Annotated in this window: 29 protein-coding genes; 14 read left to right on the top strand and 15 right to left on the bottom strand. The window is 62.5% G+C overall.

Translation table 11 applies throughout. The features are described from left to right. Positions 1–12: 12 nt before the first annotated feature. The 9 genes from flgK (at position 13) to ACGYLD_RS11550 (ending at position 7,107) form a co-directional block, all read left to right on the top strand. On the top strand, positions 13–1,428 hold the full coding sequence (gene flgK, locus ACGYLD_RS11590; RefSeq protein WP_271692050.1) for a flagellar hook-associated protein FlgK: 1,416 nt from the start codon (positions 13–15) through the stop codon (positions 1,426–1,428). Between the two features lie 7 nt (positions 1,429–1,435). Continuing rightward, the gene (locus ACGYLD_RS11585) at positions 1,436–2,497 is read left to right on the top strand and encodes a flagellin (RefSeq protein WP_271692048.1); all 1,062 of its coding nucleotides are present in this window, start codon (positions 1,436–1,438) and stop codon (positions 2,495–2,497) included. Between the two features lie 13 nt (positions 2,498–2,510). Further along, positions 2,511–3,611, top strand: coding sequence for a flagellar basal body P-ring protein FlgI (locus ACGYLD_RS11580; protein WP_168612836.1), 1,101 nt, complete (start codon positions 2,511–2,513; stop codon positions 3,609–3,611). A 9-nt stretch (positions 3,612–3,620) separates the two neighbouring features. Next, the gene (locus tag ACGYLD_RS11575; protein ID WP_394402633.1) at positions 3,621–3,923 is read left to right on the top strand and encodes a rod-binding protein; all 303 of its coding nucleotides are present in this window, start codon (positions 3,621–3,623) and stop codon (positions 3,921–3,923) included. Then, the gene (locus tag ACGYLD_RS11570) at positions 3,920–4,297 is read left to right on the top strand and encodes a hypothetical protein (RefSeq protein WP_394402631.1); all 378 of its coding nucleotides are present in this window, start codon (positions 3,920–3,922) and stop codon (positions 4,295–4,297) included. The genes ACGYLD_RS11575 and ACGYLD_RS11570 overlap by 4 nt, the downstream gene beginning before the upstream one ends. Before the next feature lie 107 nt (positions 4,298–4,404). Beyond that, positions 4,405–5,340, top strand: coding sequence for a flagellin (locus ACGYLD_RS11565; RefSeq protein WP_394402629.1), 936 nt, complete (start codon positions 4,405–4,407; stop codon positions 5,338–5,340). 105 nt (positions 5,341–5,445) lie between these two features. Further along, positions 5,446–5,850 (top strand): flagellar biosynthesis regulator FlaF, encoded by a 405-nt coding sequence (gene flaF / locus ACGYLD_RS11560; RefSeq protein WP_394402627.1) that lies wholly within the window; start codon positions 5,446–5,448, stop codon positions 5,848–5,850. Position 5,851: 1 nt separating this feature from the next. Continuing rightward, positions 5,852–6,277, top strand: a complete 426-nt coding sequence (locus ACGYLD_RS11555; protein WP_322329176.1) for a flagellar biosynthesis repressor FlbT — start codon at positions 5,852–5,854, stop codon at positions 6,275–6,277. Further along, a complete protein-coding gene (locus tag ACGYLD_RS11550; protein ID WP_394402625.1) occupies positions 6,274–7,107 on the top strand; it encodes a DUF1217 domain-containing protein in 834 nt (277 codons plus the stop codon). The genes ACGYLD_RS11555 and ACGYLD_RS11550 overlap by 4 nt, the downstream gene beginning before the upstream one ends. 6 nt (positions 7,108–7,113) lie before the next feature. On the opposite strand, the gene ACGYLD_RS11545 is transcribed toward ACGYLD_RS11550, so the two are convergent. The 5 genes from ACGYLD_RS11545 to fliF are packed head-to-tail and all read right to left on the bottom strand — an operon-like array spanning position 7,114 to position 11,807. Next, positions 7,114–8,163 carry a flagellar motor switch protein FliG gene (locus ACGYLD_RS11545; protein WP_394402623.1) on the bottom strand — a complete coding sequence of 350 codons (1,050 nt, stop codon included), beginning with the start codon at positions 8,161–8,163 and terminating at the stop codon, positions 7,114–7,116. A 22-nt stretch (positions 8,164–8,185) separates the two neighbouring features. Continuing rightward, positions 8,186–9,022, bottom strand: coding sequence for a flagellar type III secretion system pore protein FliP (gene fliP / locus ACGYLD_RS11540; RefSeq protein WP_271692038.1), 837 nt, complete (start codon positions 9,020–9,022; stop codon positions 8,186–8,188). Further along, a complete protein-coding gene (locus ACGYLD_RS11535; protein WP_271692036.1) occupies positions 9,009–9,458 on the bottom strand; it encodes a FliM/FliN family flagellar motor switch protein in 450 nt (149 codons plus the stop codon). Before ACGYLD_RS11535 ends, fliP begins: the two co-directional genes overlap by 14 nt. Continuing rightward, positions 9,445–10,107 carry a FliH/SctL family protein gene (locus tag ACGYLD_RS11530; RefSeq protein ID WP_276153930.1) on the bottom strand — a complete coding sequence of 221 codons (663 nt, stop codon included), beginning with the start codon at positions 10,105–10,107 and terminating at the stop codon, positions 9,445–9,447. The genes ACGYLD_RS11535 and ACGYLD_RS11530 overlap by 14 nt, the downstream gene beginning before the upstream one ends. Continuing rightward, a complete protein-coding gene (gene fliF / locus ACGYLD_RS11525) occupies positions 10,104–11,807 on the bottom strand; it encodes a flagellar basal-body MS-ring/collar protein FliF (RefSeq protein ID WP_271692033.1) in 1,704 nt (567 codons plus the stop codon). Before fliF ends, ACGYLD_RS11530 begins: the two co-directional genes overlap by 4 nt. A 182-nt stretch (positions 11,808–11,989) precedes the next feature. On the opposite strand from fliF, the gene fliL reads away from it, so the two are divergent. Genes fliL through ACGYLD_RS11505 form a run of 4 tightly spaced genes read left to right on the top strand, consistent with a single transcriptional unit; the run spans position 11,990 to position 14,463 of the window. Next, positions 11,990–12,511, top strand: coding sequence for a flagellar basal body-associated protein FliL (fliL, locus tag ACGYLD_RS11520; protein WP_394402620.1), 522 nt, complete (start codon positions 11,990–11,992; stop codon positions 12,509–12,511). Beyond that, positions 12,508–13,455, top strand: a complete 948-nt coding sequence (locus tag ACGYLD_RS11515) for a flagellar motor switch protein FliM (RefSeq protein ID WP_067261046.1) — start codon at positions 12,508–12,510, stop codon at positions 13,453–13,455. Before fliL ends, ACGYLD_RS11515 begins: the two co-directional genes overlap by 4 nt. After that, positions 13,439–13,837, top strand: a complete 399-nt coding sequence (locus ACGYLD_RS11510) for a flagellar motor switch protein (protein WP_394402618.1) — start codon at positions 13,439–13,441, stop codon at positions 13,835–13,837. Before ACGYLD_RS11515 ends, ACGYLD_RS11510 begins: the two co-directional genes overlap by 17 nt. Continuing rightward, complete coding sequence (locus ACGYLD_RS11505; protein ID WP_067261044.1) at positions 13,834–14,463, top strand: MotE family protein; 630 nt, start codon at positions 13,834–13,836, stop codon at positions 14,461–14,463. The genes ACGYLD_RS11510 and ACGYLD_RS11505 overlap by 4 nt, the downstream gene beginning before the upstream one ends. Before the next feature lie 7 nt (positions 14,464–14,470). Here ACGYLD_RS11505 and flhB read toward each other — a convergent pair whose 3' ends face one another. The 8 genes from flhB to flgB are packed head-to-tail and all read right to left on the bottom strand — an operon-like array spanning position 14,471 to position 20,707. Then, complete coding sequence (gene flhB, locus ACGYLD_RS11500; protein WP_394402616.1) at positions 14,471–15,589, bottom strand: flagellar biosynthesis protein FlhB; 1,119 nt, start codon at positions 15,587–15,589, stop codon at positions 14,471–14,473. Positions 15,590–15,592: 3 nt separating this feature from the next. Beyond that, entirely contained in the window at positions 15,593–16,348 is a 756-nt protein-coding gene (locus ACGYLD_RS11495) for a flagellar biosynthetic protein FliR (protein ID WP_168613101.1), read from the bottom strand. Between the two features lie 2 nt (positions 16,349–16,350). Beyond that, positions 16,351–18,435, bottom strand: coding sequence for a flagellar biosynthesis protein FlhA (gene flhA, locus ACGYLD_RS11490; protein WP_394402614.1), 2,085 nt, complete (start codon positions 18,433–18,435; stop codon positions 16,351–16,353). Beyond that, positions 18,432–19,268: a lytic transglycosylase domain-containing protein gene (locus tag ACGYLD_RS11485; protein ID WP_394402612.1), complete on the bottom strand. Its 837-nt coding sequence runs from the start codon at positions 19,266–19,268 to the stop codon at positions 18,432–18,434. Before ACGYLD_RS11485 ends, flhA begins: the two co-directional genes overlap by 4 nt. Further along, positions 19,265–19,534, bottom strand: coding sequence for a flagellar biosynthesis protein FliQ (gene fliQ / locus ACGYLD_RS11480; protein WP_067630399.1), 270 nt, complete (start codon positions 19,532–19,534; stop codon positions 19,265–19,267). Before fliQ ends, ACGYLD_RS11485 begins: the two co-directional genes overlap by 4 nt. A gap of 3 nt (positions 19,535–19,537) precedes the next feature. Further along, on the bottom strand, positions 19,538–19,870 hold the full coding sequence (locus tag ACGYLD_RS11475; protein ID WP_067261033.1) for a flagellar hook-basal body complex protein FliE: 333 nt from the start codon (positions 19,868–19,870) through the stop codon (positions 19,538–19,540). 12 nt (positions 19,871–19,882) lie between these two features. Further along, positions 19,883–20,293 carry a flagellar basal body rod protein FlgC gene (gene flgC, locus ACGYLD_RS11470; RefSeq protein ID WP_067261031.1) on the bottom strand — a complete coding sequence of 137 codons (411 nt, stop codon included), beginning with the start codon at positions 20,291–20,293 and terminating at the stop codon, positions 19,883–19,885. 9 nt (positions 20,294–20,302) lie between these two features. Then, the gene (flgB, locus tag ACGYLD_RS11465; protein ID WP_067261029.1) at positions 20,303–20,707 is read right to left on the bottom strand and encodes a flagellar basal body rod protein FlgB; all 405 of its coding nucleotides are present in this window, start codon (positions 20,705–20,707) and stop codon (positions 20,303–20,305) included. A 70-nt stretch (positions 20,708–20,777) separates the two neighbouring features. Here flgB and ACGYLD_RS11460 point away from each other — a divergent pair, with 70 nt between their 5' ends. After that, entirely contained in the window at positions 20,778–22,118 is a 1,341-nt protein-coding gene (locus ACGYLD_RS11460; protein WP_271692026.1) for a FliI/YscN family ATPase, read from the top strand. A 160-nt stretch (positions 22,119–22,278) separates the two neighbouring features. On the opposite strand, the gene ACGYLD_RS11455 is transcribed toward ACGYLD_RS11460, so the two are convergent. Together ACGYLD_RS11455 and ACGYLD_RS11450 are read right to left on the bottom strand one after the other, a co-directional pair. Beyond that, on the bottom strand, positions 22,279–23,427 hold the full coding sequence (locus ACGYLD_RS11455) for a lytic murein transglycosylase (RefSeq protein ID WP_271692024.1): 1,149 nt from the start codon (positions 23,425–23,427) through the stop codon (positions 22,279–22,281). Positions 23,428–23,543: 116 nt separating this feature from the next. Continuing rightward, a complete protein-coding gene (locus tag ACGYLD_RS11450) occupies positions 23,544–24,008 on the bottom strand; it encodes a CreA family protein (protein ID WP_271692023.1) in 465 nt (154 codons plus the stop codon). Positions 24,009–24,018: the final 10 nt, after the last annotated feature.

The following is a 24,018-nucleotide window of genomic DNA, read 5'->3' as shown; positions in this document are numbered from 1 at the left end:
CCCGGTGCATGAATGAGCATCTCATCTGCCTTTAGCATTGCCCGCAGCGGGCTGAGCACGACAGAGGGTCGAGCCAACCTCGTTGCGGGCAATATCGCCAATGCGCAAACCGAAGGCTACGTCCGGCGCGAGGCCGCGCAGGTCACGACCAACGGTCAAAGTGGCACGGTAGAGTTGCGCATTGCGCGGCAGGTGGATGAACGCCTTGCAGGCATGTCGCGGAATGCTTCGGCTGAATTGGGCCGCGCTTCTGCCACCAGTGAGATACTCGGCAGCTATCTGATCACTCTGGGCGAGCCGGGCGATGAAGTCTCCCCCGCCGCTCGTCTAGCGGAGTTTCAGGCAGGGCTCGACCTTCTGGCCAACAACCCCTCCGACCCCGCCGCGCAGAACGACCTTTTGTCGCGCAGCGAGACCTTGGTGCACAGCATCAACGAGGCCGCCATCGGGCTTGAGGCCAGCCGCGCACAGGCCGGTGACAGTCTTGTGGCGAGCGTGGCCGAGGTGAACGCGGCGCTCTCGGATATCGCTGCGTTGAACGAACGTCTGGCCCTTGCCGGAACCGACCCCACCGGCACCAGCGGGCTGATGGATGAGATGAACCGTCGCCTTGATGCTTTGGGCAGTCAGATGGATTTCCAAAGCCGTTGGGAAGCGGATGGAACGCTGACACTGCACACCACGGGCGGCACGGAATTGGCCCATGGCGAAACCGCCGTGCGGCTGAACGCCAACCCCGAGACGGGGCGGCTGATGGCAGGGGACATCGACATCACGCCAAACAGCCCCACCGCGCGCGGGTCCGACAGTGGCCGCCTTGCGGGGCTGAGCGGGTTGATCGCCAATGACCTGCCGCAGATGAAGCTGCAATTGGATGAACTCGCCCGCGGGCTGGTGCAGAGTTTCGAGGCCGCAGATGCCTCCGTCGGGGCCGGGCAGCCGGGGCTTTTCACCGATGCGGGCGGCGCTTTCGATCCGGGGCAGTTGGATGGGCTGGCCGGGCGGCTTGCACTCAATGACAGCGTCCAGCCCGACAAGGGCGGCGCGCTTTGGCGGCTGCGCGACGGTGCCGGTGCCACATTCCCCGGCGAGCCGGGCGACACCACGCAGTTGAACGCCTTTGTCGACGTGCTTGAAACGGGCATGGCCTTTGACGCGGCCACGGGCCTCAGCACCAATGCGCGTCTGGGGGATTACGCCGCCGATCTGGTCAGCCAACAAAACGTGCTGCGGGTCGGGGCGGATGGGCAGGCCGAGACGGCGCGCGTGCGGCTCATCACCTTCGAGGACAACCGCAGCAGCATCGAGGGCGTGAACGTCGATACCGAATTGCAAAAGCTTCTGGAAATCGAACAGGCCTATGGCGCGAATTCGCAGGTGCTTACCAGCCTGAGCGATATGCTCGATACCCTTCTGGCCAGCGTGTGAGGATAGGATGACCGAGATTTCCCGCACCGTCTCCACCGCCTTGCAAAGCCTGCGCCAGCGCGAACAGACCAGCCGCCTCGCCGCCGAGATCTCGGACGTGTCGAAAGAGGTGACGACCGGGCTGAAGGCCAACCCCTATGACGATCTGGGCCACCGCTCTGCCGATGCTATTGCCATCAGGATGCAGATCACCCGCAACGATGGTTTCCTGACCTCCAATGCGCTTTTGGACCGCCGTTTTCTCGCTGTGGAAACATCGCTCGGGGCCATGCGCGACGTGGGGCAGGATGTGCTTGAGCAAGCCTTCACCACCGACAGCGCGGGCGGGCTTTCGACGACCTACCTGTCGCAGGCGGCACGCACGGCGCTTGACCGGGTGTTGGAGCGTGCGGCGGTCAGCGACAGTTCCGGTTTCCTGATGTCGGGCACCCGCAGCGACACCAACCCGCTGCAAGCTTGGGATGAGATCAACCCGCGCACCGGCGAATCCCCGGCCATCGCGGTGGATCACATGATCGGCGGCCCTCTGACCGATGTGGCGGATGTGCAGCGCGCCATCGATGACCTTAAGGCGGGCTTTGGCGACAGTTCGGTGTTCTTCAACCACAATTTCGAGAACACCTTTTACAACGGCGCGCCGTCGGGCAATCCGCCGCTGACCTCGCGTACGTCTGAGACGCAAACTCTCACCCAAACCGCCCAAGCCAATGACCCGGCAATCCGCGATCTGGTCCGAGGGCTGGCGATGCTGAGCGCGGTGAACCCCAGCGACATCCCCGACGAGACCGCCCGCGATGCTTGGCTGAGCGAGGCGCGCAGCGCCATCGGCGCGGGGCTCGAAGGGCTGACCGATCTGGAAACCCAGACCGGCCTGAAACGCGCACAACTTGCCGATACGATCGCGGCCCAAGAAAGCCGGGCGCTGTTTCTGGATGGGGAGGTGATGAACCTCGAAGGGGTCGACCAATATGACGCGGCCACCCGTCTGACCCAATTGCAGAACCAACTCGACTCCAGCTTTGCCATCACCGCGCGGCTCTCGCGCCTGTCCTTCCTGAACTACCTCTAACCGGAACCGCCCCATGAACGCCTTGTTTAAACTCTTGCTGATCGGCCTCACCTTCGCGCTCGCCGCGCCGGCGGCAGCACAGGTGCGGATCAAGGATATCGTCACCGTCGAAGGCGTGCGGTCGAACCAATTGGTCGGCTACGGGCTGGTCGTGGGGCTGAACGGCACGGGCGACAGCCTGCGCAACGCGCCTTTCACCGAACGCGCTATCGAAGGCATGCTAGAGCGGCTCGGCATCGGCAACCTGACCGAAGACCAGATGCGCACGGCCAATACCGCCGCAGTCATGGTCACCGCCTCCCTGCCGCCCTTCGCGCGGGCCGGTAGCACCATCGACGTGGTGGTCTCTTCGCTGGGTGATGCGTCATCGCTGCGCGGCGGCACGCTGATCGTCACCCCGCTGACCGCGGCCGATGGTGAGATCTACGCCGTGGCCCAAGGCCCGATTGCCGTCGCCGGTTTCGCCGCACAGGGGCTGAACGCCTCCATCGTCGAAGGGGTGCCGACAGGCGCGCGGATCGACAATGGCGCCATCGTCGAGCGTGAGGTCGATTTCGACTTTAGCGAGATGAACAGCATCAAACTGGCCCTGCGCAACGCCGATTTCGTCACCGCACAGCGGGTCGAGGCGGCGATCAACCAAGCCATGGGCCCGGTCGCCAAGGCCATCGATTCGCGCACCATCACCGTGTCGGCCTATGGCAAAGGATCGTTGATGGAGACGATGGCCCTGATCGAGCCGCTGCAAGTCCAACCCGATCAGGTCGCCAAAGTGGTGATCGACGCACGCTCCGGCACCATCGTCATCGGGGCCAATGTTCGCATCGACCGAGTCGCGGTCAGCCAAGGCGGGCTGACCGTCACCGTCCGCGATGATTTCAACGTGAGCCAGCCCGAATCGCTGTCGATTGGCGGGACGACCGTGGTGGTGCCGAATTCCTCGGTCGGCGTGGAAGAGAAAGACGCGAAATTCGCCGTCATTGATGGATCGGTCAGCCTGCAACGGCTCGTCGACGGGCTGAACGCCATCGGCGTCGGCGCGACCGAGACGATTTCAATCCTTCAAGCCATCAAGGCGGCGGGCGCTCTGCATGCCGACCTTGAGATCATCTAGGGGCAGGTCATGGAATTCGCATCTCTCCCAATCCCCGCGCCGACCCCGGCGGCCAAACCGGCAGCCCCGCAGGCCGATGCCGTCACCGCCGAAAAGGCGCAGGAGTTCGAGGCCATGTTCCTCGGCCAGATGGTCGATGAAATGCTCTCGACCGTGGACATCGGCAGCTTCGGCGGGGGGCATGCCGAAGAGACTTGGCGCAGCTTTCTGTCCAACGCGATTGGCGAAAGCATCGCCGAGCAGAACAGCACCGGAATCGCCCGTACAATTGAAACCGCCATGCAGCGCTATCAAACGGGGGCCGACCGATGAGTGATCCGCGCAAAGCACTCGCCGCCGTTGACGCATTGGGCAATCTGCTGCGCCGCGAAATCGCCGCGGTCGAGGGCGGGGCGTTCAACCAACTGGTCGAATTTGCCAGCGAAAAAGCCCGACTCACCGCCGTGCTGGAAGAGCAACTCAGCCAAGATCCCGAGGCGGTCAGCACAGATAAATTGCGCGATCTGAAAGATCTGATCGCGCGGGATCATCACCACCTGCAATTGGCCCGCCAAGCCACGTCAGAGATGATCTCACAGGTTTCCCAAATCCGGGAAAAGCACAGCATTGCAGGCATTTACGGCCGAAGCGGTGCGAAACGTGACAACCGCGCAACACTGATGACAACCGTGGACAAAAGTTTCTGAATTGCCTCAATGTTGCCAGTTTTTCGCGTAAAAACGTAATCAAGCGGGTTCGCCCCGCAGTTGTCAGAAAGACGACATAACGAACTAGAATAGTCTGGAATAAGAATATGTCTTCGATCAACACAAACACATCCGCAATGAACGCCCTGTCGACCCTGCGGAACGTCAACTCGAACCTGAACCAAACGCAGGACCGTATCTCGACCGGTTTGAAGGTTGGGTCGGCAAAGGATAATGCTGCATATTTCGCTATCTCCGAAACGATGAAGGGTGACAGCGGAATGACTAAGGCTGTGAACGAAAGCCTGACTCTGACTAAGAATTCGCTTGCCACGGCCCGAGTGGGCGCGGAAAGCGTAAAAGATTTGGCCAACCAATTCTCTGAACGTGTGGCATTCGCACAGAGTGGCGATGCTACAATTGACGATATTGCGACGGAGTTGGCAGAGATCGTTAAGCAAATGGGCACATCGATCAGTCAGTCGACCTTTAACGGGGATGACCTCGTGGCAGCTGGCGATACTGTCACCGACGCAGTCGTAGACGGTACGAGTGGTCTAATTACGACAAATGCTGCAACGAGCACTGGCGAGCGTACGTTGACTGTCGTGACCGGCATCAGTCGTCTGAACGACACTTTTGCCACTACGGATATGACCGTCAATGGCGTCGATCTGAAAGAGATCCACAACGAGTTTAAGATCATCTCAGATAACCTGACAACAAACTACAACGCTTTGACAACGGATACTGCGAAAGAGACCTACCTCAAGAATACCCTTACGACTGCTCAGGGTTTGTTGGAACGTTCTGTTTCGGCAGAAACCACACTGGGCGTTGCTGAAAAATCTATCGAGAACCAGCAGGAATTCCTGACCAAGCTCTCCGACAACCTCGACTCAGGCGTTGGCGCGATGGTTGACGCCAACATGGAAGAAGAAGCCGCCCGTCTTCAGGCGCTTCAGGTTCAGCAGCAGCTGGCATCGCAGTCCCTGTCGATCGCCAACCAGGCACCGCAGAACATCCTGAGCCTGTTCCGTTAAGGATTAGGGTTTTCGGGGCCGGGGCCTAGTGCTCTGGCCCCGATCCAACCGCCTCAGAATTTGCGGTTGGCAGGCAGCAAACGATAAAAACAAGGAAGAATTCCTATGGGGCTGGCAGCATACAAACGAACAATTCGCGAAAGCGAAACCCCGCGGCAGATCGAGCGCCGCATCCTGAGCCGCGTCACACATGACCTTGCCGAAAAGGGCCAAGGCTTCGATACGACAGACGACAAGAGCGAGCGGTTGAACATCCTCGCCTCCGGTCTGCGCGATGCGATCTACGAAAATCAACGGTTCTGGTCGGCCCTGCGCTTTGACCTGTCCGAGCCGGAAAACAAGATGCCCGACGGGTTGAAAGCCTCGCTCATTTCCATCGCGCTTTGGGTAGACCGTCACAGCACCGCGCTGATGGCTGGCGAAGGCCGCTTGGCGGGTCTCGTCGAGATCAACGGCAATATCGCCGCCGGTCTGGCCGGGCAGGCCGCGCCGCAGATGCAGGAGGTGTAAGATGCTGAAACTCACCCTCCGCCCCCGCGAACGCGTTGTTGTAAACGGCTGCGTCATCCGCAACGGCGACCGCCGCCAAGCGCTGACGGTCGAGAACCGCGCCGACATCGTGCGCGAGTCCGATCTGTTGAAGCCAGATGCGGAATCCACGCCCGTCTCCAAGGTCTACTTCTTGGTGCAGACTGCGCTGATCCGTCCCGATACACGCGATCAAATCCTGCCGATGATCCAGCAGGGCTTGGCCGATCTGGCCTGTTGCTTTGGCGCAGACATGCGCGCCCGGATCATGGAAGCGGCGAATTTCGTCTCCATGGCCGATTTCTACAAGGCGATGAGCGAGCTGCGCGCGGTGCTCAAATACGAGACCGAGCTCATGCAGCTTCGCCCGGTGCCGCCCGCCTCTAGCCATGAGGCCGCGCACGCATGATTTCGCTGGGCGGCATGGGCACGCAGGTGGCGGTCAAACTGTTTGACGCAACGCGCGACAAACAGCTCGACCTTGCCGCCAGCAACGCCCTGAACGCCCGGCAGATCGAAGCCTTTGAAGAGCGTATCGGCAGCATCTCTTCCCCGGAGGAACTGATTGCCGATACGGAAGTCTATACTTTCGTCATGCGGGCCTTCGACCTTGAAGATCAGATCTTTGGCAAGGCGATGATCCGCAAGACGTTGGAGAGCGATATCACCGACAGTTCCGCACTGGTGAACCGCCTCAGCGACCCCAAGATTCGCGAGATGTATCTGACTTTGGGCTTCACGCCCGGAGGGGGGAGCAGCGCGAACCTTGATAAGGTCGATTGGCAGGCCGAGATGATCGACCGTTTCAAGGAACGTTTCGTGCTGAACGAGGCCGGAGAGGACAACGAAGGCGCGCGCATCGCCTTGGAGTTCAAATCCAAAGCCGCTGAGATCGACTCTTGGCTCGACGTGCTGAAGGACGAAGACCTCGGCAAATTCATGCGCCGCGCGCTTGGTGTGCCGGATGAGGCGATCCAAGTCGATCTCGACCGTCAGATCGCACTTTTCGAGCAGAAGCTCGACATCGAAAAGCTGCAAGACCCGGCGGAGGTCGACAAGCTCGTCTCGCGGTTCTCGGCGATTTACGATGCGGTCGAAGGTGTCTCTTCGTCGTCGAGCACGGTGCTTTCGCTGATGCAGGGGGCCGTCTCGATCGGGCAGGGCGGCAGCTTTACGGCCGCGACCATCGACATCCCCACGATCACCGGCGGCTATAGCGCGTCAAGCGTCTACCGCTGATCCACCCTATTCGATGAATTCGTCGTCATCGGCGGCCGAGGGCAGTTCGATCACCCCTTGATCGGCAAGGCTCTTAGCATATTCCACCATGGCGGCCTGTGCCGCGCGCACGTCGCGGCCCCGGACCGGGCCGGTGGCGGCCATCTCGTCCATCAGCATCTGACGCGAGCGTTGCGGCAAGCATTCCATCAGGTGATCGCGCTGCTCTTTCTTGGCGCCGCGCATCGCCATCGGAAGGGTCGCCCCATCCAGTCCGCGCATGACCTGCGCCAAGTCCTGCATCGGCAGTTTGAACAGGTCATCAAAGACGAACATGCGCTGTTTGATGGCTTGGAAAGCGTCCGGAATACGCGCGTCCAGCGCGCCGGAAAGCTCCTCAAAGGCCTGCACATCCAACTGGTTGAACAGATCCGCCATGCGCTGATGGGTCTCGACCGAATTGGTGTGCATCGCATTCGACAGGATGTCTTGTTTCAATGTCTCTTCGATCTGCTGCATCATATGCAGCGGTACGGCCTCCATCGCGATCATGCGCTCGGCGATGTCCTGCATCCGCTCAGGGCCCAGCAGCGGCAGCACCTTGGCGGCCACGCCGGTGTCCACGTTGTTGAGGATCGCCGCGGCGGTCTGGTCATGCTCGCCCTTGAGGTAATTGGCGATCACCGTCTCATCCAGCGCCCCAAAGCCGCGCCACATGGCGCTTTCGCGCTCGCTGTTCTTGAGCCCCTCCATGATGTTGCTCACCTGCTCTTCGGGCATGAATTTGCGCAGCATGGATTCCGCCGTCGACAGCGACCCCACGACCGAACCGGTGCCGCTGACGACCTTTTGGGTGAACTCTTTGAGCACATGTTCCACCACCTCTGCCGGGATCGGGCCAAGGTGGCTCATGGCGCTGGTGATACGCTCGATCTCGGCAGTGCCGAGCTTTTGCATGAGTTCCGATCCAGTCTGCTCGCCAAGGCAGAGAAAGGTGATGGCGGCTTTGGTCGGACCGTTCAGATCCTCCACCGTGATGGGCTTTCTGCGGGATTTGGAAAGGGCATTGGTCGACATGGAGAGATCCTTTCAGTGCAGGTCAGCCACCGGCAAGCGGCACATAGCTTTCAATCAGCGATCCCGCCAGCATGTACCAACCGTCGATCAGCACAAAGAAGATCACCTTGAACGGCAAGGAGATGAGTACCGGGGGCAGCATCATCATCCCCGCGCTCATCAAAACCGAGGCGACGATAAGGTCGATGGCGACGAAGGGCAGGTAGATCAGAAAACCGATGGTAAAGGCGCGGCGCAGTTCCGAGATCATGAAGGCGGGCACCAGATGGCGGAAGGTGGCCTCTTCTGCCGAGGCGGGCAGGGGGCTTTCTTCGGCCTCTTCATCCGCGGGCGCGATGCGCAGGAACAGGGCGTAGTCTTCGGGCCGCGTGTTGACGTACATGAAGGTCTTAAAGGGCGCGGCGATCCGCTCCAGCGCCTGTTCCTCGGCGATGGCGTTTTCCAACAGCGGCTCGACTCCGGCCTCATAGGCGTCCTCGAACACCGGCTGCATGACGAAGAAGGTCATGAAGAGCGCCAGCGAGGTCAGCACGATATTGGGCGGGGTCTGGTTCAGGCCAAGGGCCGAGCGCAGCATCGACAGGACGATGACAAAGCGCGTGAAGCTGGTCATCACCACCAACAGCCCCGGCGCGATGCTGAGCACGGTGACCAGCGCGATGAACTGGACGATCCGCCCTGAAAGGTTGGCGTTCTCATCACTGCCCGGCGCGGTGTCGCCAATCACATCCGAAAGCGTGCTGAGAAATCCGCCATCTTGGGCCACGGCCATGCCGCCGCTGGCGAGAAGCACCAGCAGGGCAAGGCCCATGCGGCCTGACGCATATGCGCGCAGAGAGGGGAGGTCAGTCAGGGACATAGTCCTTGACGATCTGGGTCAGGGACACGCCCAGCCGGTCTTCGCCGACCTTTACGAGATCACCGCGCGCCACCAGACGGTCCGAGACCATAAGGTCCACCGGTGCACCGATCTTGCGGTTCAACTCCACGATAGAGCCGCGGGTGAGTTCCAGCAGGCGCGAGATCGGCATGCGGGCTTGGCCCAGCACGATCTGCACGTCGAGGCCGACGTTCAGCATCGCGTTGATGCCCGCGCCGCCCGCCTCGGGGCGGGGGGCCAGCGCGTTGCGCGAGTCTTCGGTGTCGAGCTGCGGGAAGACGCCCGCATCATCGCCGCCCGTGCTGGCGGCGTTGCCAAAGGCATCGGCGCGCGGCTGCTCTGGCGTGACGTCAGGCGCTTTGCCGTCTGTGGCCTTGTTGTCGTCTTGGGGGGATTGCAGGTCAGGCTTGTCCATTTCCGTCCTTCTCCTTTTGTGCTTTCAGCGCCCGCGCATGGGTGTCGCGCAATTCGGCAAGCAGGCGGTCGCAAATCTTTTTGAACCCGTAATCAAGGCTGCCGTGGTCCCATTCCATGCGCGCATCGCCATCGGGCAGTTCGGGATCGGCCCGCAGGTCCAGCATTCTGTCGCATTTGTAATAGACCGCCCGTTGCCGCAACTCGGGGCCGATCTGATCCAGCGTGGCGGGCGACAGGCGCACTTTGATATGGCTCGACCCGATGGCCATTTTCAGCGATTGGGTCACGGTCTTTTTCACCCGCGCGGTCGAGAGCCGTTCGATCACCTCGGGCAGGACGATCTCGCAGGTTTGTAGGGTAAAGCCCACGATCTGCGCCATCAGCGCTTCTTGATGGGCCTGCATCGCCTGTGCCAGCCGCCCCAGTTCCTGCGCCAGCTTCTCGGCCATGGCGGCATGTTCGGCCTGCATGGTCTGGTGCATCTCGGCCCGGCCAGCATCGGCCCCGGCCAGATAGCCTTCGATATGGCCCTGCTTATGGGCCTTCTTGATTTTCGCTTCGATCTCTTCGGGGGTGGGCAGCGCCGGGTCTTGCGGCTTGCTCTTGCCGTCTTCGTCGAAGTTCTGAAGCTTGAGGCTCGTGATCACAGATCATCCCCTTCCGACAGCCATTCGCCCAGAACGCGCAGGGCGTCATCGGTGTTGTCCTCGGCCAGTTCGGCCACGGCGCGCAATTGGCTGTGCTGAACCGCCCCCTCGACCGAGGCGAGATGCACCATGTCGCGGGGCATTTCATCCATTGGGCCAAGCACCGCACCGGTCTGCGCCCCCGCCGGGGTGGGCAGACGGTGTTGCGGCGTCTCTTTCTGGGTGCCGCCGGTCAGCGCCTTGGGCGCGTTGTCTTCCTCAGGGCCGTCCAGCAGCGCCGCATCGGCTCCGGCACCGGCCAGTGCGGGCTGGGGCAGGGTGGCGTCCAGCACCATGCGCAGGGGGCGCGCGCCCAGCACCATGATGATCGCCACCAGCGCCAAGGCAAAGAGCGAGCGCAGGATGGTCATGGCGTTGTCCGCGAGCACCGCGCCCAAGCCACGGCTGGCGGGGTTGCTGAACTCGGAATCGAAATCGAGGAATTGCAGACTGTCGACCTGCACTTGATCGCCCCGGGCCTGATCAAAGCCGATGGCCGTGCTGACCAGCTGCGTCAGACGCGCCATCTCCTCGGAGCTGCGCTCGATATAGCCTTCGGAGCCATCGGGCAGGGTGCCATAGCTGCCGTTGACCAGAACCGCGACCGAGATACGCTCGATATCGCCCGGCTCGCGCACCAATTCGCTCTGAACCGAGCCGATCTCGTAGTTGATGATCTCATCGTTTTCCGAGCGGGTGGACTGGCCTGCGGCCCCGCCCGCATCGTCGCGCAGCTCATCGGGGATGTTGTTGGCCACATCCACCGTGGCCGCCGCCGGGTCGGTCTCGTTCGAGTTGCGCACGCGGGTCTCAATCGACCGGGCGACCTGCTGGGCGGGGTCGAATGTGCGCGAAACACGCACTTCGCGCTCGGTCGTCAGATCGACGCTGACCCGCACGCGGGCATTGCCCGGCCCGACGCGGGCGTTGAGGATCGATTCAACCTTTTGCGCCAGTTGCTCTTCGATCATGCTGCGCTGCCCTTGCAGCGAGAAGTCGGAGCTGCCGCCCTCATCCTTGGCCAGGATCGTCTCGCCGGAGGCCGAGAGGACGGTCACGTTCTGCGCTTCCAAATCCGCCACGGCGGAGGCCACCAGCGCTTGGATCGCCTGCGCCTGACGGCGGGTCATGCTGGTATTGGCCTGCGACCGCACGATGACCGATCCGCTGGCCTCAGCCCGGCTGCGCGAAAAGGCGGCGCGTTCGGGCAGCACCAGATGCACCCGCGCGGCCTTGATGCCGCTGATCGTCTGGATCGACCGGGCCAACTCACCTTCCAGCGCGCGCAGCCGGTTCACCTTTTGCATGAAGGAGTTCATCCCCATGCCGGACATATTGTCGAAAATCTCCCACCCCGGCACGCCTTCGCCCGGCAGCCCTGCATCGGCCAACGCCATGCGGGCGCGGGCGATGTCGGTCTCGGCGACCGAGATGGTGTCGCCGTTGCGCGACAGATCGACCGTCAGCCCCGCCTGTTCCAGCGTCTGCATCATCTGCGAGGCGGTGCCGGGGCTCAACTGGCTGTAAACCGGGACATAGGTGGGGGCGAGGATGGTCCGCGCGCCGATGAAGATGGCCGCGGTGATCGCCAGACCGATGCCGCCGAGAAGAGCCAGCCGCTTTGGACCCAAATCCTTAAGGTTTTCAACGATCTGATTCACGGCCCCTCACTCGGTTGTATGGCCCGAGCATTCTCCACTCGGCCCTCACTATGCAAGCATATATCGATTTATACTTGGTCGATCCGAAAAATAAACAGGTTTCTGTTGCAATAAAGCTTGTTTGAAGATGTATTTGTTCTTGTATGTGGCGCTTCGCGCGGGATCCGATTAAGAGTGAAAGAATGAAAAAGCCTCTCGCTATCCTTGCTGTCGTCTTGCTCTGCCTTCTTGCGGGTCTGGGTGGGGTCACGCTGGCCATCGGGCCTTCGGGGTTGCTTGAAATGGCCGGGCTGGGGGGTGAGGAGACCGTTGAGACGGCTGAGAACGATCACGGCGAGAAGGGCGGCGAAGACGGCCACGGCGCAAAGCCCAAGACCGAAGTGAAAATGCCGGTCATGCCTTTTCCTGAGATCATCGTGAACGTCACCGACACCGGCCCGCAGGGCGGGCAGACCAGCCGCTTCCTCAAGCTCAACATGCTGATGGTCTATGATGAAACCGCCGAGGGCGCGGACCGTCTGGTCGCGCGTGAGATTTACCTGCGCGACAGCTTCCAAGATTTCCTGCGCCAGTTGCATGTCAGCGATCTGTCGGGCAGCTATGGGCTGGCGATGCTAAAGACCGAACTGCTGCGCCGGGCGCGGGCGGTGGGGCACACCGACGCGCCGCATGAAATCCTGATTGCCGATATGGTGGTGCAATGACGATAGCGGCCTCCCCCGATGCGCTGAGCCTCGAAGAGACGATGATCCGTCAGGCGCGGGAAAGCTTCCAGCGCCTGCCCACGCTTGAGATCATCATCGACCGTCTGCTGTTGGCGCTTGTGCCCGACCTCAAATCCTATTGCACCGTCGCCCCCGAGATCGAGCTGAGCTCGCTGGAATACATGCCCTATGAGGACGCGATGGAGAGCATCCAGTCGCCCTCGCTCATCGCCATTGCCAATGCGGAAAGCTGGGGCAGCCAGATCGCCTGCGTGGTCGAGCCTGACCTGCTGTTTTCGGTGCTTGAGATCATGCTGGGTGGCCGTCGCGCCACCAGTCAGCAGTGGAAACCCCGCGGCTTGACCGCGATTGAGCAGAAACTGGGCCGCAGGCTGGCGGAATTGTCGCTCAAAGGTTTGGCGCATTGCCTGCAGGATGTCAGCCCGGTGCAATTCGACATTCAATCGCTCGAATCCAACCCCCGCTCGGTCATGCTGGCCGCGCCGCGCACCGCGACGGTGCTGGTCCGCTTGCATATGCAATTCGAAGACCGCAGCGGCCATATGGCGCTGGTCTTGCCCTATGGCACGCTGGATGAGGTCAGCGCCCAGCTTGCGCAGCCCTTCCTTGGCGGACGCTCGCCCACCGACAGCAACGCGCGCAAGGATATGAACAGTCAGATCTCCAGCACCACGGTCACCATCACCGGCGTGCTGCAGCAGGTGACGATCCCGCTGCATGAGGTGCTGGAATGGAAGCCCGGTCAGGTGATTGATCTGGGCATGACCGTCGATACCCCCGTGGTCGGCATGGTGAACGCCCAGCCGATGTTCCAAGCGGCCTTTGGCCAGCGCAGCAATGGCGCCTTAGCGCTGCGGGTGATCCAATCCTTGCTCCCTAAGGAAAATCAGGAGGACAGCGACGATGATGCCGGCCTTGATTGATATCCTCATCATCGTGCTGCTGGTCGGCACGCTGGTCTATGCCTTTATCCTTGACCGCCGCGTTCGCGCCCTGATGGCAACGCTGAAAGAGATGGAGCCGATGGTCGGGGCCTTTTCCAATGCGGTCGATCAATCGGCCAAATCGGTCGAAGACCTGCGCGACCTCAGCACCAAGGTACAGCGCCCCGAGCCGCCGGTGCAGCGCGAGGCCACGCCGCCCCGTCAAGCTGCGCCCGAGCCTGCCCCGGCAGGCCAGAACCCGGCCCAGATGCGCGCCGCGCGGCTCAAGGGCCGTGCGCAGGTCCGGGGCCAAGCGGCGGTGCAGGGCAAATCCGAACTGGTCCGCACCTTTTTCGACATCACCAAGGAGCGTAAGGAATGAGCCGTATTTCCCTGCCCAAGATCGCGCTTTTTGGCCTTGGCGTGGCTGGCGTGCTCAAACTCACGGTTGAGTTCATGCCGATGATGGCCATCGCCGAAACCCCCGATGACACGCCCCCGGTCCCTGTTGAGCTTGCCGCCGCCCCCGCGCCGCCCAGCTATGATGCCAGCGCCCCGGGTGAGAGCGGCATGTGCGAGCCGAGCCATCTTATTGCCGAAGCCATCGCCGAAGAGCGGGCCCTGCTGAAAGAGCAACGCGACACGATTGCCGACCGCGAAGCTAAGCTTGCGCTAGCCGAACAGAGCCTCAAGGCCGAACAGACCCGCCTCGCCAGTCTGCGCGACGAGATCGGCGCGCAGCTCAAGGTGATCGAAGAGGCGAACAATCAGGACATGACCAAACTGGTCGAACTTTACCGCAACATGAAGCCGCAGGTGGCGGCGGGCATCATGGATGAGATCGACGTGGAGACCGCCGTGCAGGTCATCGGTGCCATGCCCGAACGGGACGCCGCGCAGATCATGGGCTCGTTCAGCCTTGTCCGGGCGCGGTTGATCACGAAAATCCTGCTGGAACGCTCCAAACTCCCCGCCGACCGCAACCTCGAAGGGCTGCGCCTGCGCTAAGCGCGCGTCATTCTTCGCGGATTGACGACCCGGCAGGGGGCTTGCGGCGCACGTTGCGGCGCAGGTCCATGACAAAGCCGATGATCTCGGCCACGGCCTGCCAATGCTCCATCGGGATGCGGTCGTCGACCTCCACCGCCGCGTGCAGCGCGCGGGCCAGCGGGCGGTTCTCGATCATCGGAATGTCGTGTTCCTTGGCCAACTCGCGGATGCGGTGGGCCATGACATCGGCCCCTTTGGCCACGCAGACCGGCACGTCATCGACGCCCTGTTCATATTTCAGCGCCACGGCGTAATGGGTCGGGTTGGTCAGGATCACGCTGGCATTGGGGATGGCCTGCGCGATGCGCTGACGGGCGCGGGCGCGGCGCAACTCAGCGCGGCGGCCCTTGATCTGCGGATCACCCTCACTGTCTTTATGCTCGTCGCGGATTTCCTTGAGGCTCATCATCTGTTTCTTTTTCCACTGCGCCCGCTTCCAGATGATGTCGGCGATGGCGATGGGCACCAGAAGCACGGTGGTGACCAGAAAAATCCAGCGCACCTTTTGCAGGGTCGCTTGCAGTAGCGTCTCGGGGATGAAAGCCTGCGTCTGGCCCAGCGACTGCGCGATGTCGTGCACGGCCCAGACGGTAATGAAACCGATCACCAGCACCTTGGCCGTATTCTTGGCAAACTCCACGAAAGCCTCGGCCGAGAACAGCCGTTTGAACCCTGACAGCGGGTTCAGCTTGGAAAACTTCGGCTTGATCCGCTCGGCCGAGACGACGGTCTCGCCTTGGATTAACACGCCGAAGAGGGCTGCCAGCACCATGATCCCCACCACCGGCATCATCGCCAGCCCCAGCGTAAAGCCGAGCGATTTCAACACCTGGCCTGCTTCTGCAACACCAGTGCCGCCGGTGCCGATGGCGGTGACGCCGGCCCCCAAAAGGGGGCTTTGCAGCGCCGCCACGATCCCGTCGATCGAGGCGGGCAGCACGAAGACCAGGATCATCAGCAGGGCAAAGACCAGCATCGCGGTGCCGGTCTCACGCGATTGCGGCACGTCGCCTTTCTTGCGCGCGTCACGGAGCTTTTTCTCCGTCGGCTCTTCGGTCTTACTGCTCTTGTCCTCTTCCGACATGGGCTAGAATCCGTAGGTGGTGAGCCAATTCGCGAAAGGCTCAAGAAACCCGCGCATCATGGTCGGAACGGCCAGCACCATCAAGGCCAGTCCGGCGGCGATCAGCAAGGGCTGGGCGATAAAGAAGACCTGAAGGCTCGCCATCATGCGGTTGGCCAGACCCATCCCGACGTTCAGCACCAGACCCGCGACATAGAAGGGTGCTGCGATCGACAGGCCAAGGTAGAGGCTCACCTGCGTCGCCCGCGCGAATTGGTCGGTCAGATCGGCCAGCATGAAGGTGCCGGGCACGAAGACCTGATAGGACATCAGCAGCGATTCAATGATGAGGTGGTGCAGGTCGGTGATGAAGATCAGCGCCGTGGCCCCGATCAACAGCATCGCCGCCATAGAGGTCGCCCCCTCGAAGGCGCCGATGTTCGGGGCCAAAGCATTGGCCAGCCCCGACATTAGTGCCATCTGATAGCCCGCGAATTGCAGCGCTGAAAGCAGCGTGCGCGCCACCAGTCCAATCCAAAGCCCCACGGTGATCTCAGAGCCAAAGATCAACAGCAGCGCGGCGGGGCGATCCTCGGCCACCGGGCCGAGGCCGGTCACGGGATAGAGCGCGGCGCTCAGGATCAGGCCAAAGAACAACCGATGCCGCATCGGCACCGAGGTCTCCCCGAACCCCGGCATGAAGACAAGCGCGCTGCCAATGCGGGCGAAAACGACGAAATACCCCATTAGAGCATCGGTCAGAAGGGCGGAAAGGTCCATCCCTAGCCCCCGATGGTGGCGACGGTCCGCAGGGACACCTTGCGATGGATCTCGGCATTGGAGATCACCGGCGTCATCGGGCTGACCCGCTCCAGCATGGAGCGCACATAGGACCGCGCCTCGGGGTTGACCATCAGCGCGGGCCAACTGTCTTCCGAGGCGAAACGCTGGATTTGTTGGCGGGCTTGCAGCACGAATTCCTGCACCCGTTTGGGCGACATAACAAAGGTGCGGTCCTCGCCCACGATCTTGACCGCCTCGATAAACTCCGCCTCCCATGAGGGCGATAGGGTGATGACCGGCACGAAGCCCTGCCCATCGGCCAGCCCTTGGCAGATTTGACTCGACAGGCGGCGGCGCACGTTCTCCAGCACCAGCGCGGGCTTGGAAGTCTGGCGCGTCGCCTCGGCCATCGCCTCGACGATCAGCGGCAGATTGCGGATCGAGACGCGTTCAAGCAGCAGTTCCTGCAAGACCTGCTGCACCAGAATGGCGGGGGAGGGGACAGGCAGATCGTTGACCAGCTTTTGATAGTTCCGGTCCAGCCCTTCGATCGCCTCTTTTGCCGCGCCATAGGTCAGCAGTTCCGACATGTTCTCTTTGACGACTTCGGTCAAATGGGTGGTGATCACGCTTTCCGGGTCCACCACCGTATAGCCCTGCGCCTCGGCCTGATCGGCGACCTTGCTGTCGACCCAAAGCGCATCGAGCCCGAACGTCGGCTCGCGCGTGGCCTCACCCGGCAGTTGCAGCGGCGCGCCTTCGGGGTTGATCACCATCATTTGATTGGCGCGGATGTCACCCTTGGCTGCGTCGACGCCGTGGATTTGGAAGGCGTAGCTGTTGATCGGCAGGCTCACGTCATCCTTGATCCGCACCGAGGGCATGGGAAAGCCGAATTCCTCGGCAAAATGCTTGCGCAGGGATTTGATCTTGCTCGGCAGTACCGCGTCGGGGCGGTTGGCCAGCGCCACCAGCCCTTCACCCAGCACCAGCCGCAGCTCATCCAGATGCATCGGATTGTTGTCGACCTCTGGCATCTCCTGCTTTTTCTGCGCCTCGGCATCGGCCTTCGCCTTGGCCTCTGCCGCCTCGGCCGCGCCGCGCTGGATGACCACGCCCAAGCCCACCATGGCCGCGGCCAGAAGGGTAAAGACCAGCAGCGGAAAGCCGGGCAAAAGACCGATGCCAAAGAGCAGCAGAGCGGCCATGTAAAGCGCCTTGGGGAAGTTCGAAAGCTGATCGAACACCGCCTCATTGGCGGCCCCCCGCGTGCCGCCCTTGGTTACGATCAGACCGGCGGCGAGCGAGACGACAAGCGCCGGAATTTGGCTCACCAGCCCGTCGCCGATGGTCAGCGAGGTAAAGACGTTGAAGGCATCGCCCACGCCCATGCCGCGCTGCACAACGCCGATGAGGATGCCGCCGATCACATTGATCAGCGTGATGATCAGCCCCGCCACCGCATCGCCGCGCACGAATTTCGAGGCACCGTCCATCGCCCCGAAGAAAGCGCTTTCGTCCTCAAGCTCCTTGCGGCGGCGGCGGGCCTCATCCTCGTCAATCAGCCCCGCGCCCATATCGGCGTCGATCGCCATCTGCTTGCCCGGCATCGCATCCAGCGAGAACCGCGCGGCGACCTCGGCGATCCGGGTCGACCCCTTTGTAATCACGACGAAATTGATGATCACGAGGATGGCAAAGATCACCACACCGATGACAAAATTACCCGCCACGATGAATTTGGAGAACCCTTGAATCACATCCCCCGCCGCATGCATCCCCGCATGGCCTTCGCTGAGGATCAGCCGGGTCGAGGCCACGTTGAGCGACAGCCGCAGCATGGTGGTGACGAGCAGCAGCGTCGGGAAAGAGTTGAACTGCAAGGGTGACGGAATCCAAAGCGCCACCATGAAGATCAGCACCGAAAGCGAGAGCGACAGCGCCAGCCCGAAATCCAACAGGATCGGCGGCAGCGGCAGGAAGAGCACCGCCAGCACCAGCGCCATGCCGACGGCAAAGCTCACGTCCTTATTGGCGCCAAACATGCTCAATTGCGGCAGAAGGGTATTGGGTTTCGTGCTCATCCCGCATCCTCCGCAGGGACGGTGGTGAACTGCGGCAGGACCGGCTGCATCTCATGCGCCGAGTAAAGCGAGCGCCGCGCGTTCGCCGCCCCGCCGATCTGCGCGCCCCATGTGGCCTTGGCCGCCAGCCTGTCATAGCGGCCCGCCTCACGCTGCGCCGTTTTGCGCGAACGGGCAGGGGCCGTCGCCGGGCTGGCACTGGCCAGCGCCTGAAACTCCGGCAGCCGCGCATTGGCGGCAGAGATGTTCTTTTGCAGCCGGTCAAGGTAGGTGTCGCGGTATTCCGGCTCAAAAGAATGATACGACCCCGCCGCCTGTAGCCAACTGCCCGTGCGCCGATGCAAGCGCTTGAGAAAGCGCGCTGCGTAGTCGACATTCACCCGCGGATCGAACCCTTGGGCGGGGCTGTCAAAAGCATTCGGGTGCCAGCGCATGTTGATCTGCATACAGCCCACGTCAATGGAGCGGATGCCGCTTGCCTGACGCTCTGCAATCCAGTCCAGCGCGGCATTGCGGCTGTCAAACAGCCGTCCTTCGCCCGCGGCGTTGACCGCATAGGGCCAGACCGTGAAATGCCCGTTGCGGCGGGTGCCCGCCTCTTGCAGGCCGATGGCCAGCAGCAGATTGTCGGGGATGCCATGCCGGGTTTGGGCGGCAAGGATTTCGCGGATGCAGACGCCTTCGGGCCCGCCCTCGGCGGCCAGCGTCCGGGCAGTCTTGGTCACCGCATTTTTCTGCGACGGCTCATAGAAAGACCCCCAGCCCTGCGCGAGGGCGGGGGAGGCGAGCGCGGCTGCCAAAAGCGCCGCCGCGATATGCCGCCAGCCCCTCACAGCCCACCGTTCTGCACGAGGTCAAAGACTGTATCCGACAGGTTCTTCAGCGTGGCATACATAAACGGCGTGGCCGCCAGCAGGGTGACAAAGATCATCACGATCTTGGGCACGAAGGTCAGCGTCATTTCCTGAATCTGCGTGAGCGCTTGAAAGAACGCGATCACCAGACCGATTGCCAACGCCACCCCCAACACCGGACCCGAGGCCAGAAGCACGGCCCAGACGGTAGCAGAGATGATGTCATAGGTCTGGGTTTCGGTCATGGCCTAGATCGGCATCCGCAGAATTTCCTGATAGGCTTCGACAAAGCGGTCGCGCACAGACACGGCCACTTTGACGGTGGATTCCATCGCCAGCATGGCTTCGACCACCTGCTGGGTATCCGCCTCACCGCGCAGCCCGGCTTGGGCTACGGCTTCGCCCTCGCGCACCGTTTCCAGCGCGCTTTCCGAGGCTTGCTGCACCATATTGGTGAAACTATTGGCGCTGGCGCCTGCCTCTTCGGCGATGGCTTCGCCCTTTTGCGCCGTCAGCGATTGCGAGGTGCGATAGGCACCGCGAACCGCGGCGGTCGAGATCAGGGAGGCGGGATCGCTCATCTCAGGTCAGCCTCACTTCAGCAGGTCGAGCATCTGGCCGCGCATCCGGCGGCCCGACTCGAACATGTTCATATTGGCCTCGTAGTTGCGCGAGGCTTCGCGCATGTTGGCCATCTCGATGATCGGATCGACATTGGGGCGTTTGACATAGCCCGTTTCATCCGCTGCCGGATGCGCCGGGTCATAGTCGCGGCGAAAGGGGGATTGGTCGCGCCCGATGCGGTCGACCTCGACCAAGGAGCCGCCGCCATTGCGGTCGATCAGTTCCGAGAAGCTGATGGTCTTGCGGCGAAACGGATCGGCGCCGGGCGTGGTGCCCGTTGAATCGGCATTGGCCACGTTTTCCGAGATCACCCGCAAACGCGCGGTCTGCGCGGTCATCCCGCTGGCGGCGATTTTGGCGATGGACTGAAGCGGATCCATGGGCTTTCCTTACCTGTTTCCGGTGACGGCCATGGTCAGCATGTCATAGCTTTTGCGGTAAAGCTGTGCGGCCAACCTGTAGTGATCGCCGATCTCGGCGGCCTTCACGGCCTGTTCTTCAAGGTTCACGGTATTGCCATCCAAAGTGGTGCCCTTGGCGTGGCCATCCGTCACTTCGCGCACGCCGGGCGTGCCATGGGCGACGCCGGTGAAGTGTTTGTCATGGGTGGTCACCAGCCCGGTATCGCGCGACAACTCGCCACTGAGCATCGATTCAAAGGACGATACATCGCGCGCCTTGTAGTTCGGGGTCGAGGCATTGGCGACGTTTTCAGACACGACCTTCTGCCGGGCCGAGAGCCACTGCATCCGGTCCGAAGCGAGTCCAAGAATAGAAAGATTAGACAAGTTCATTTTTTTGCCTATAGCCTGTTTAATCCTTGTATAGTAAATATTGCCCCGCGCTCCTAGAGGAAATTTATCCATGCAGACACTCTTTTCCGAGCTGACGAGTTTCGCCCGCGAGGCAGGCGAGGCCGAGATCACCGGCGAAGTGCGCGCGATCACCGGCATCACGCTGACCGCCGTGGGGCTTGAACGGGTGCTTGGGATCGGCGAACGCTGCATCGTGCATGGCTCTGACGGCCCGGTCCATGCCGAGGTTGTGGGGCTGGGCAGTCACGGCACCGAATTGCTCCCCTTCGGCTCATGGCGCGGGGTGGCGGCGGGCGACCGGGTCGAGGTCGCGATTGGCCGCGATGTGATCCGCCCCGATGAAAGCTGGAAGGGCCGGGTGATCAGCGCCTCGGCCACACCGCTCGACGGGAAAGGGCATCTGCCCGAGGGCAACAACCCCCGCCCGCTGCGCGCCGCCCCGCCGGGCGCTTTCGACCGCAAGCGCATCGGGCCGAAACTCGCGACCCATGTCCGCGCGCTGGATGTTTTTACGCCGCTTTGTCAGGGCCAGCGCCTGGGCATTTTCGCAGGCTCCGGCGTCGGGAAGTCGACGCTTATGGCCATGCTGGCACGCTATACGGAGTGCGATGTGGTAGTCATGGCACTGGTCGGCGAACGCGGGCGCGAGGTACAGGATTTCATCGCCTCCGACCTCGGCCCCGAGGGGATGGAAAAGGCGGTTCTTGTTGTCGCCACGGGCGATGAGCCGCCGCTGACCCGCCGCCAAGCCGCTTGGACCGCCATGGCCGTGGCCGAACATTTCCGCGATCAGGGCCAACATGTGCTCCTCTTGATGGACAGCGTCACCCGCTTCGCCATGGCGCAGCGCGAAATCGGCCTCGCCTCGCGCGAACCGCCCACCGCCAAAGGCTATCCGCCGACGGTTTTCTCGGAGCTTCCGCAGATGCTGGAACGTGCCGGGCCGGGGCCAGTGGGCAATGGCGACATCACCGCGATTTTCACCGTTTTGGTGGATGGCGATGACATGAACGACCCCATCGCCGATGCCGTGCGCGGGATCACCGATGGGCATATCGTGCTCGACCGCAAGATCGCCGAAAAGGGGCGCTACCCGGCGATTGACCTGCTGGCGAGCGTCTCTCGAACGTTGCCGGATTGCCACAGTGATGTGGAATATACGCTGCTCACCGCCGCCCATAAGGCGCTGGCGGCCCATGCGGATATGGAGGAATTGATCCGCATCGGGGCCTACCGCGCGGGCAGCAACCCCGAGCTTGACCGCGCCATCGCCTTTGCCGGGCCGTGTGAGGCTTTCCTGAGCCAGCGCAAGGCCGAGCATACCCCGCCGCAATCCTCTTTTGCCGAGGTGGCAGGGATGCTCGACCGTGCCGGGATCAGCCCGGGCTGAGCCTTACCGCAGATTGACCTTCTAGGGTCGCCCGGCCGCAGGCCGGGCAGCGCCGACCCGCCCCCCTGGGGCGGCGCAGACCTCCGTGGTATAAAAACCTCGCCCCGATTGCCTCGCCACCCCCCCAGCGTGGAGAGTGGGAAAGGCCGACCTACGTCGCCTACTGCAACCGGCGCAGCAACTCGACCGAAGGCTCACCCGTCGCGGGCAGGCCGACGCTGGCCTGATAGGCGCTGATCGCCTTGCGGCTGTTCGGCCCGATCACCCCATCCGCGCCATCGGTATCGAACCCCCGCGCGGTCAGTCGTTGCTGCAACGCGATCCGATCGTCCTTGGTCAGCCCATTGGCATCGGGCGGGAAGCTGCCGCGCAGCGGCCCGCCGCCCGCGATCCGATCCGCCAGATGGCCCACGCCAATCGCATAGCTGTCGGAGTTGTTGTAGCGTTTCAACGCGCGGAAGTTGCTGGTCACCACGAACTGCGGCCCGCCCGCCTGCGGCTGGATCACCGACCCCGCGCTGGCGGGGAGGCTGCCTAACTCACCGCCCCATTTCAGCCCCCGCGTCCAGCCGTTGCGCGACAGATATGCGGCGGTCGAGGCCAGCGCGTCGCTGGGGTCTTCCGACCAAATGTCGCGCCGCCCGTCGCCGGTGAAATCCACCGCGAAGGCTTGATAGGATGTGGGAATGAACTGCGTATGCCCCATGGCCCCGGCCCAAGACCCGGTCAGCCGGTCGGCAGTGATGTCACCATTTTGCAGGATCTTCAGCGCCGCGATCAACTGCTTTTCAAAGAACGCCCCGCGCCGCCCATCATAGGCCAATGTCGAGGTGGCCGATACCACCGGCACATTGCCACGCCGTTCGCCAAAGAAGCTCTCCAGCCCCCAGACCGCCGCGACGATCTCTGCCGCCACGCCGTAGCGGCTCTCAATCGCGTTCAATGTGCTGCGGTGGCGGGCAAAGGCTGCGCGCCCCTTCGACACCCGCTCGTCCGAGGCGGCGATCGACAGGTAATCTTCCAAGCTGCGGCTGAATTCCGTCTGATTGCGGTCGCGTTTGACCACGCCGGGCAGATAGCCTGCGCCGCGAAACCCTTGGGCCAAGGTGCTGGCCGAAATCCCCTGTGCCGAGGCGCGGCTTTTGAACGCCGCGACCCATGCGTCATAGCCCGCGTTGGGCACAGGGCGCAGATCGTCCGGCACCCCCGCCGCCGCCGCGGGGCCAAGCGTGCCGCCCCCGGTCGAACAGGCCGAGGTCAGCCCCAATGCGGCAAGGCCGAATGCGAATGTTCTGCGTGAATGTCTCATAAAACCTGCCTGTTGCTGCGTTGTTGCCTTTTGCGCAGCATATCGCAGGCAGGTCGCCCGACAAGGCGGGATCGCCCCAATGGCAAGGCTTTGCCTAAGCGATCCTCGGCTTTCGGCTACTGACCGGGCTGGTACAGGGGCACCGTCGACATCGATGTCTTGGCCGAGCCGTCTTGCACCCGCTGGCTGTGGCTGATGTAGATCAGCGTATTGTTCGCCTCGTCGAAAATACGCTTCACCTTCAAGGTCTTGAAGATGATCGAGCGGCGCTCGCTAAAGACGTTTTCGCCTTCGTCGCCACGGTCGATATCACCGATCTCAATCGGGCCGGTCTGGCGGCAGGAGATCGAAGAGTTCGACGGGTCTTCGAACCAATTGCCCTTTTGCAGCCGGTCGATCAGCCCGCGTTCGAAAAAGGCCAGATGGCAGGTCACGCCCTTCACCTTGGGGTCGGCCACGGCTTCGACAATGATGTCATTGCCCAGCCAATCCACATCCACCTTGCCCACCTCTTCGGCAGTGGCGGCTGTGGCGAAAATACTGGCGGAAAGGGCGGCGGCGTGGGCAAATGTCTTATTCATGGCAGGCAAA

The sequence above is a fragment of the Sulfitobacter sp. 1A12056 genome (genome assembly GCF_043558125.1).
GTDB classification, from domain to species: Bacteria; Pseudomonadota; Alphaproteobacteria; order Rhodobacterales; family Rhodobacteraceae; genus Sulfitobacter; species Sulfitobacter faviae.
Note: the sequence above shows the minus strand (reverse complement) of the source record. Positions and strands in the feature narration are given on the sequence as shown.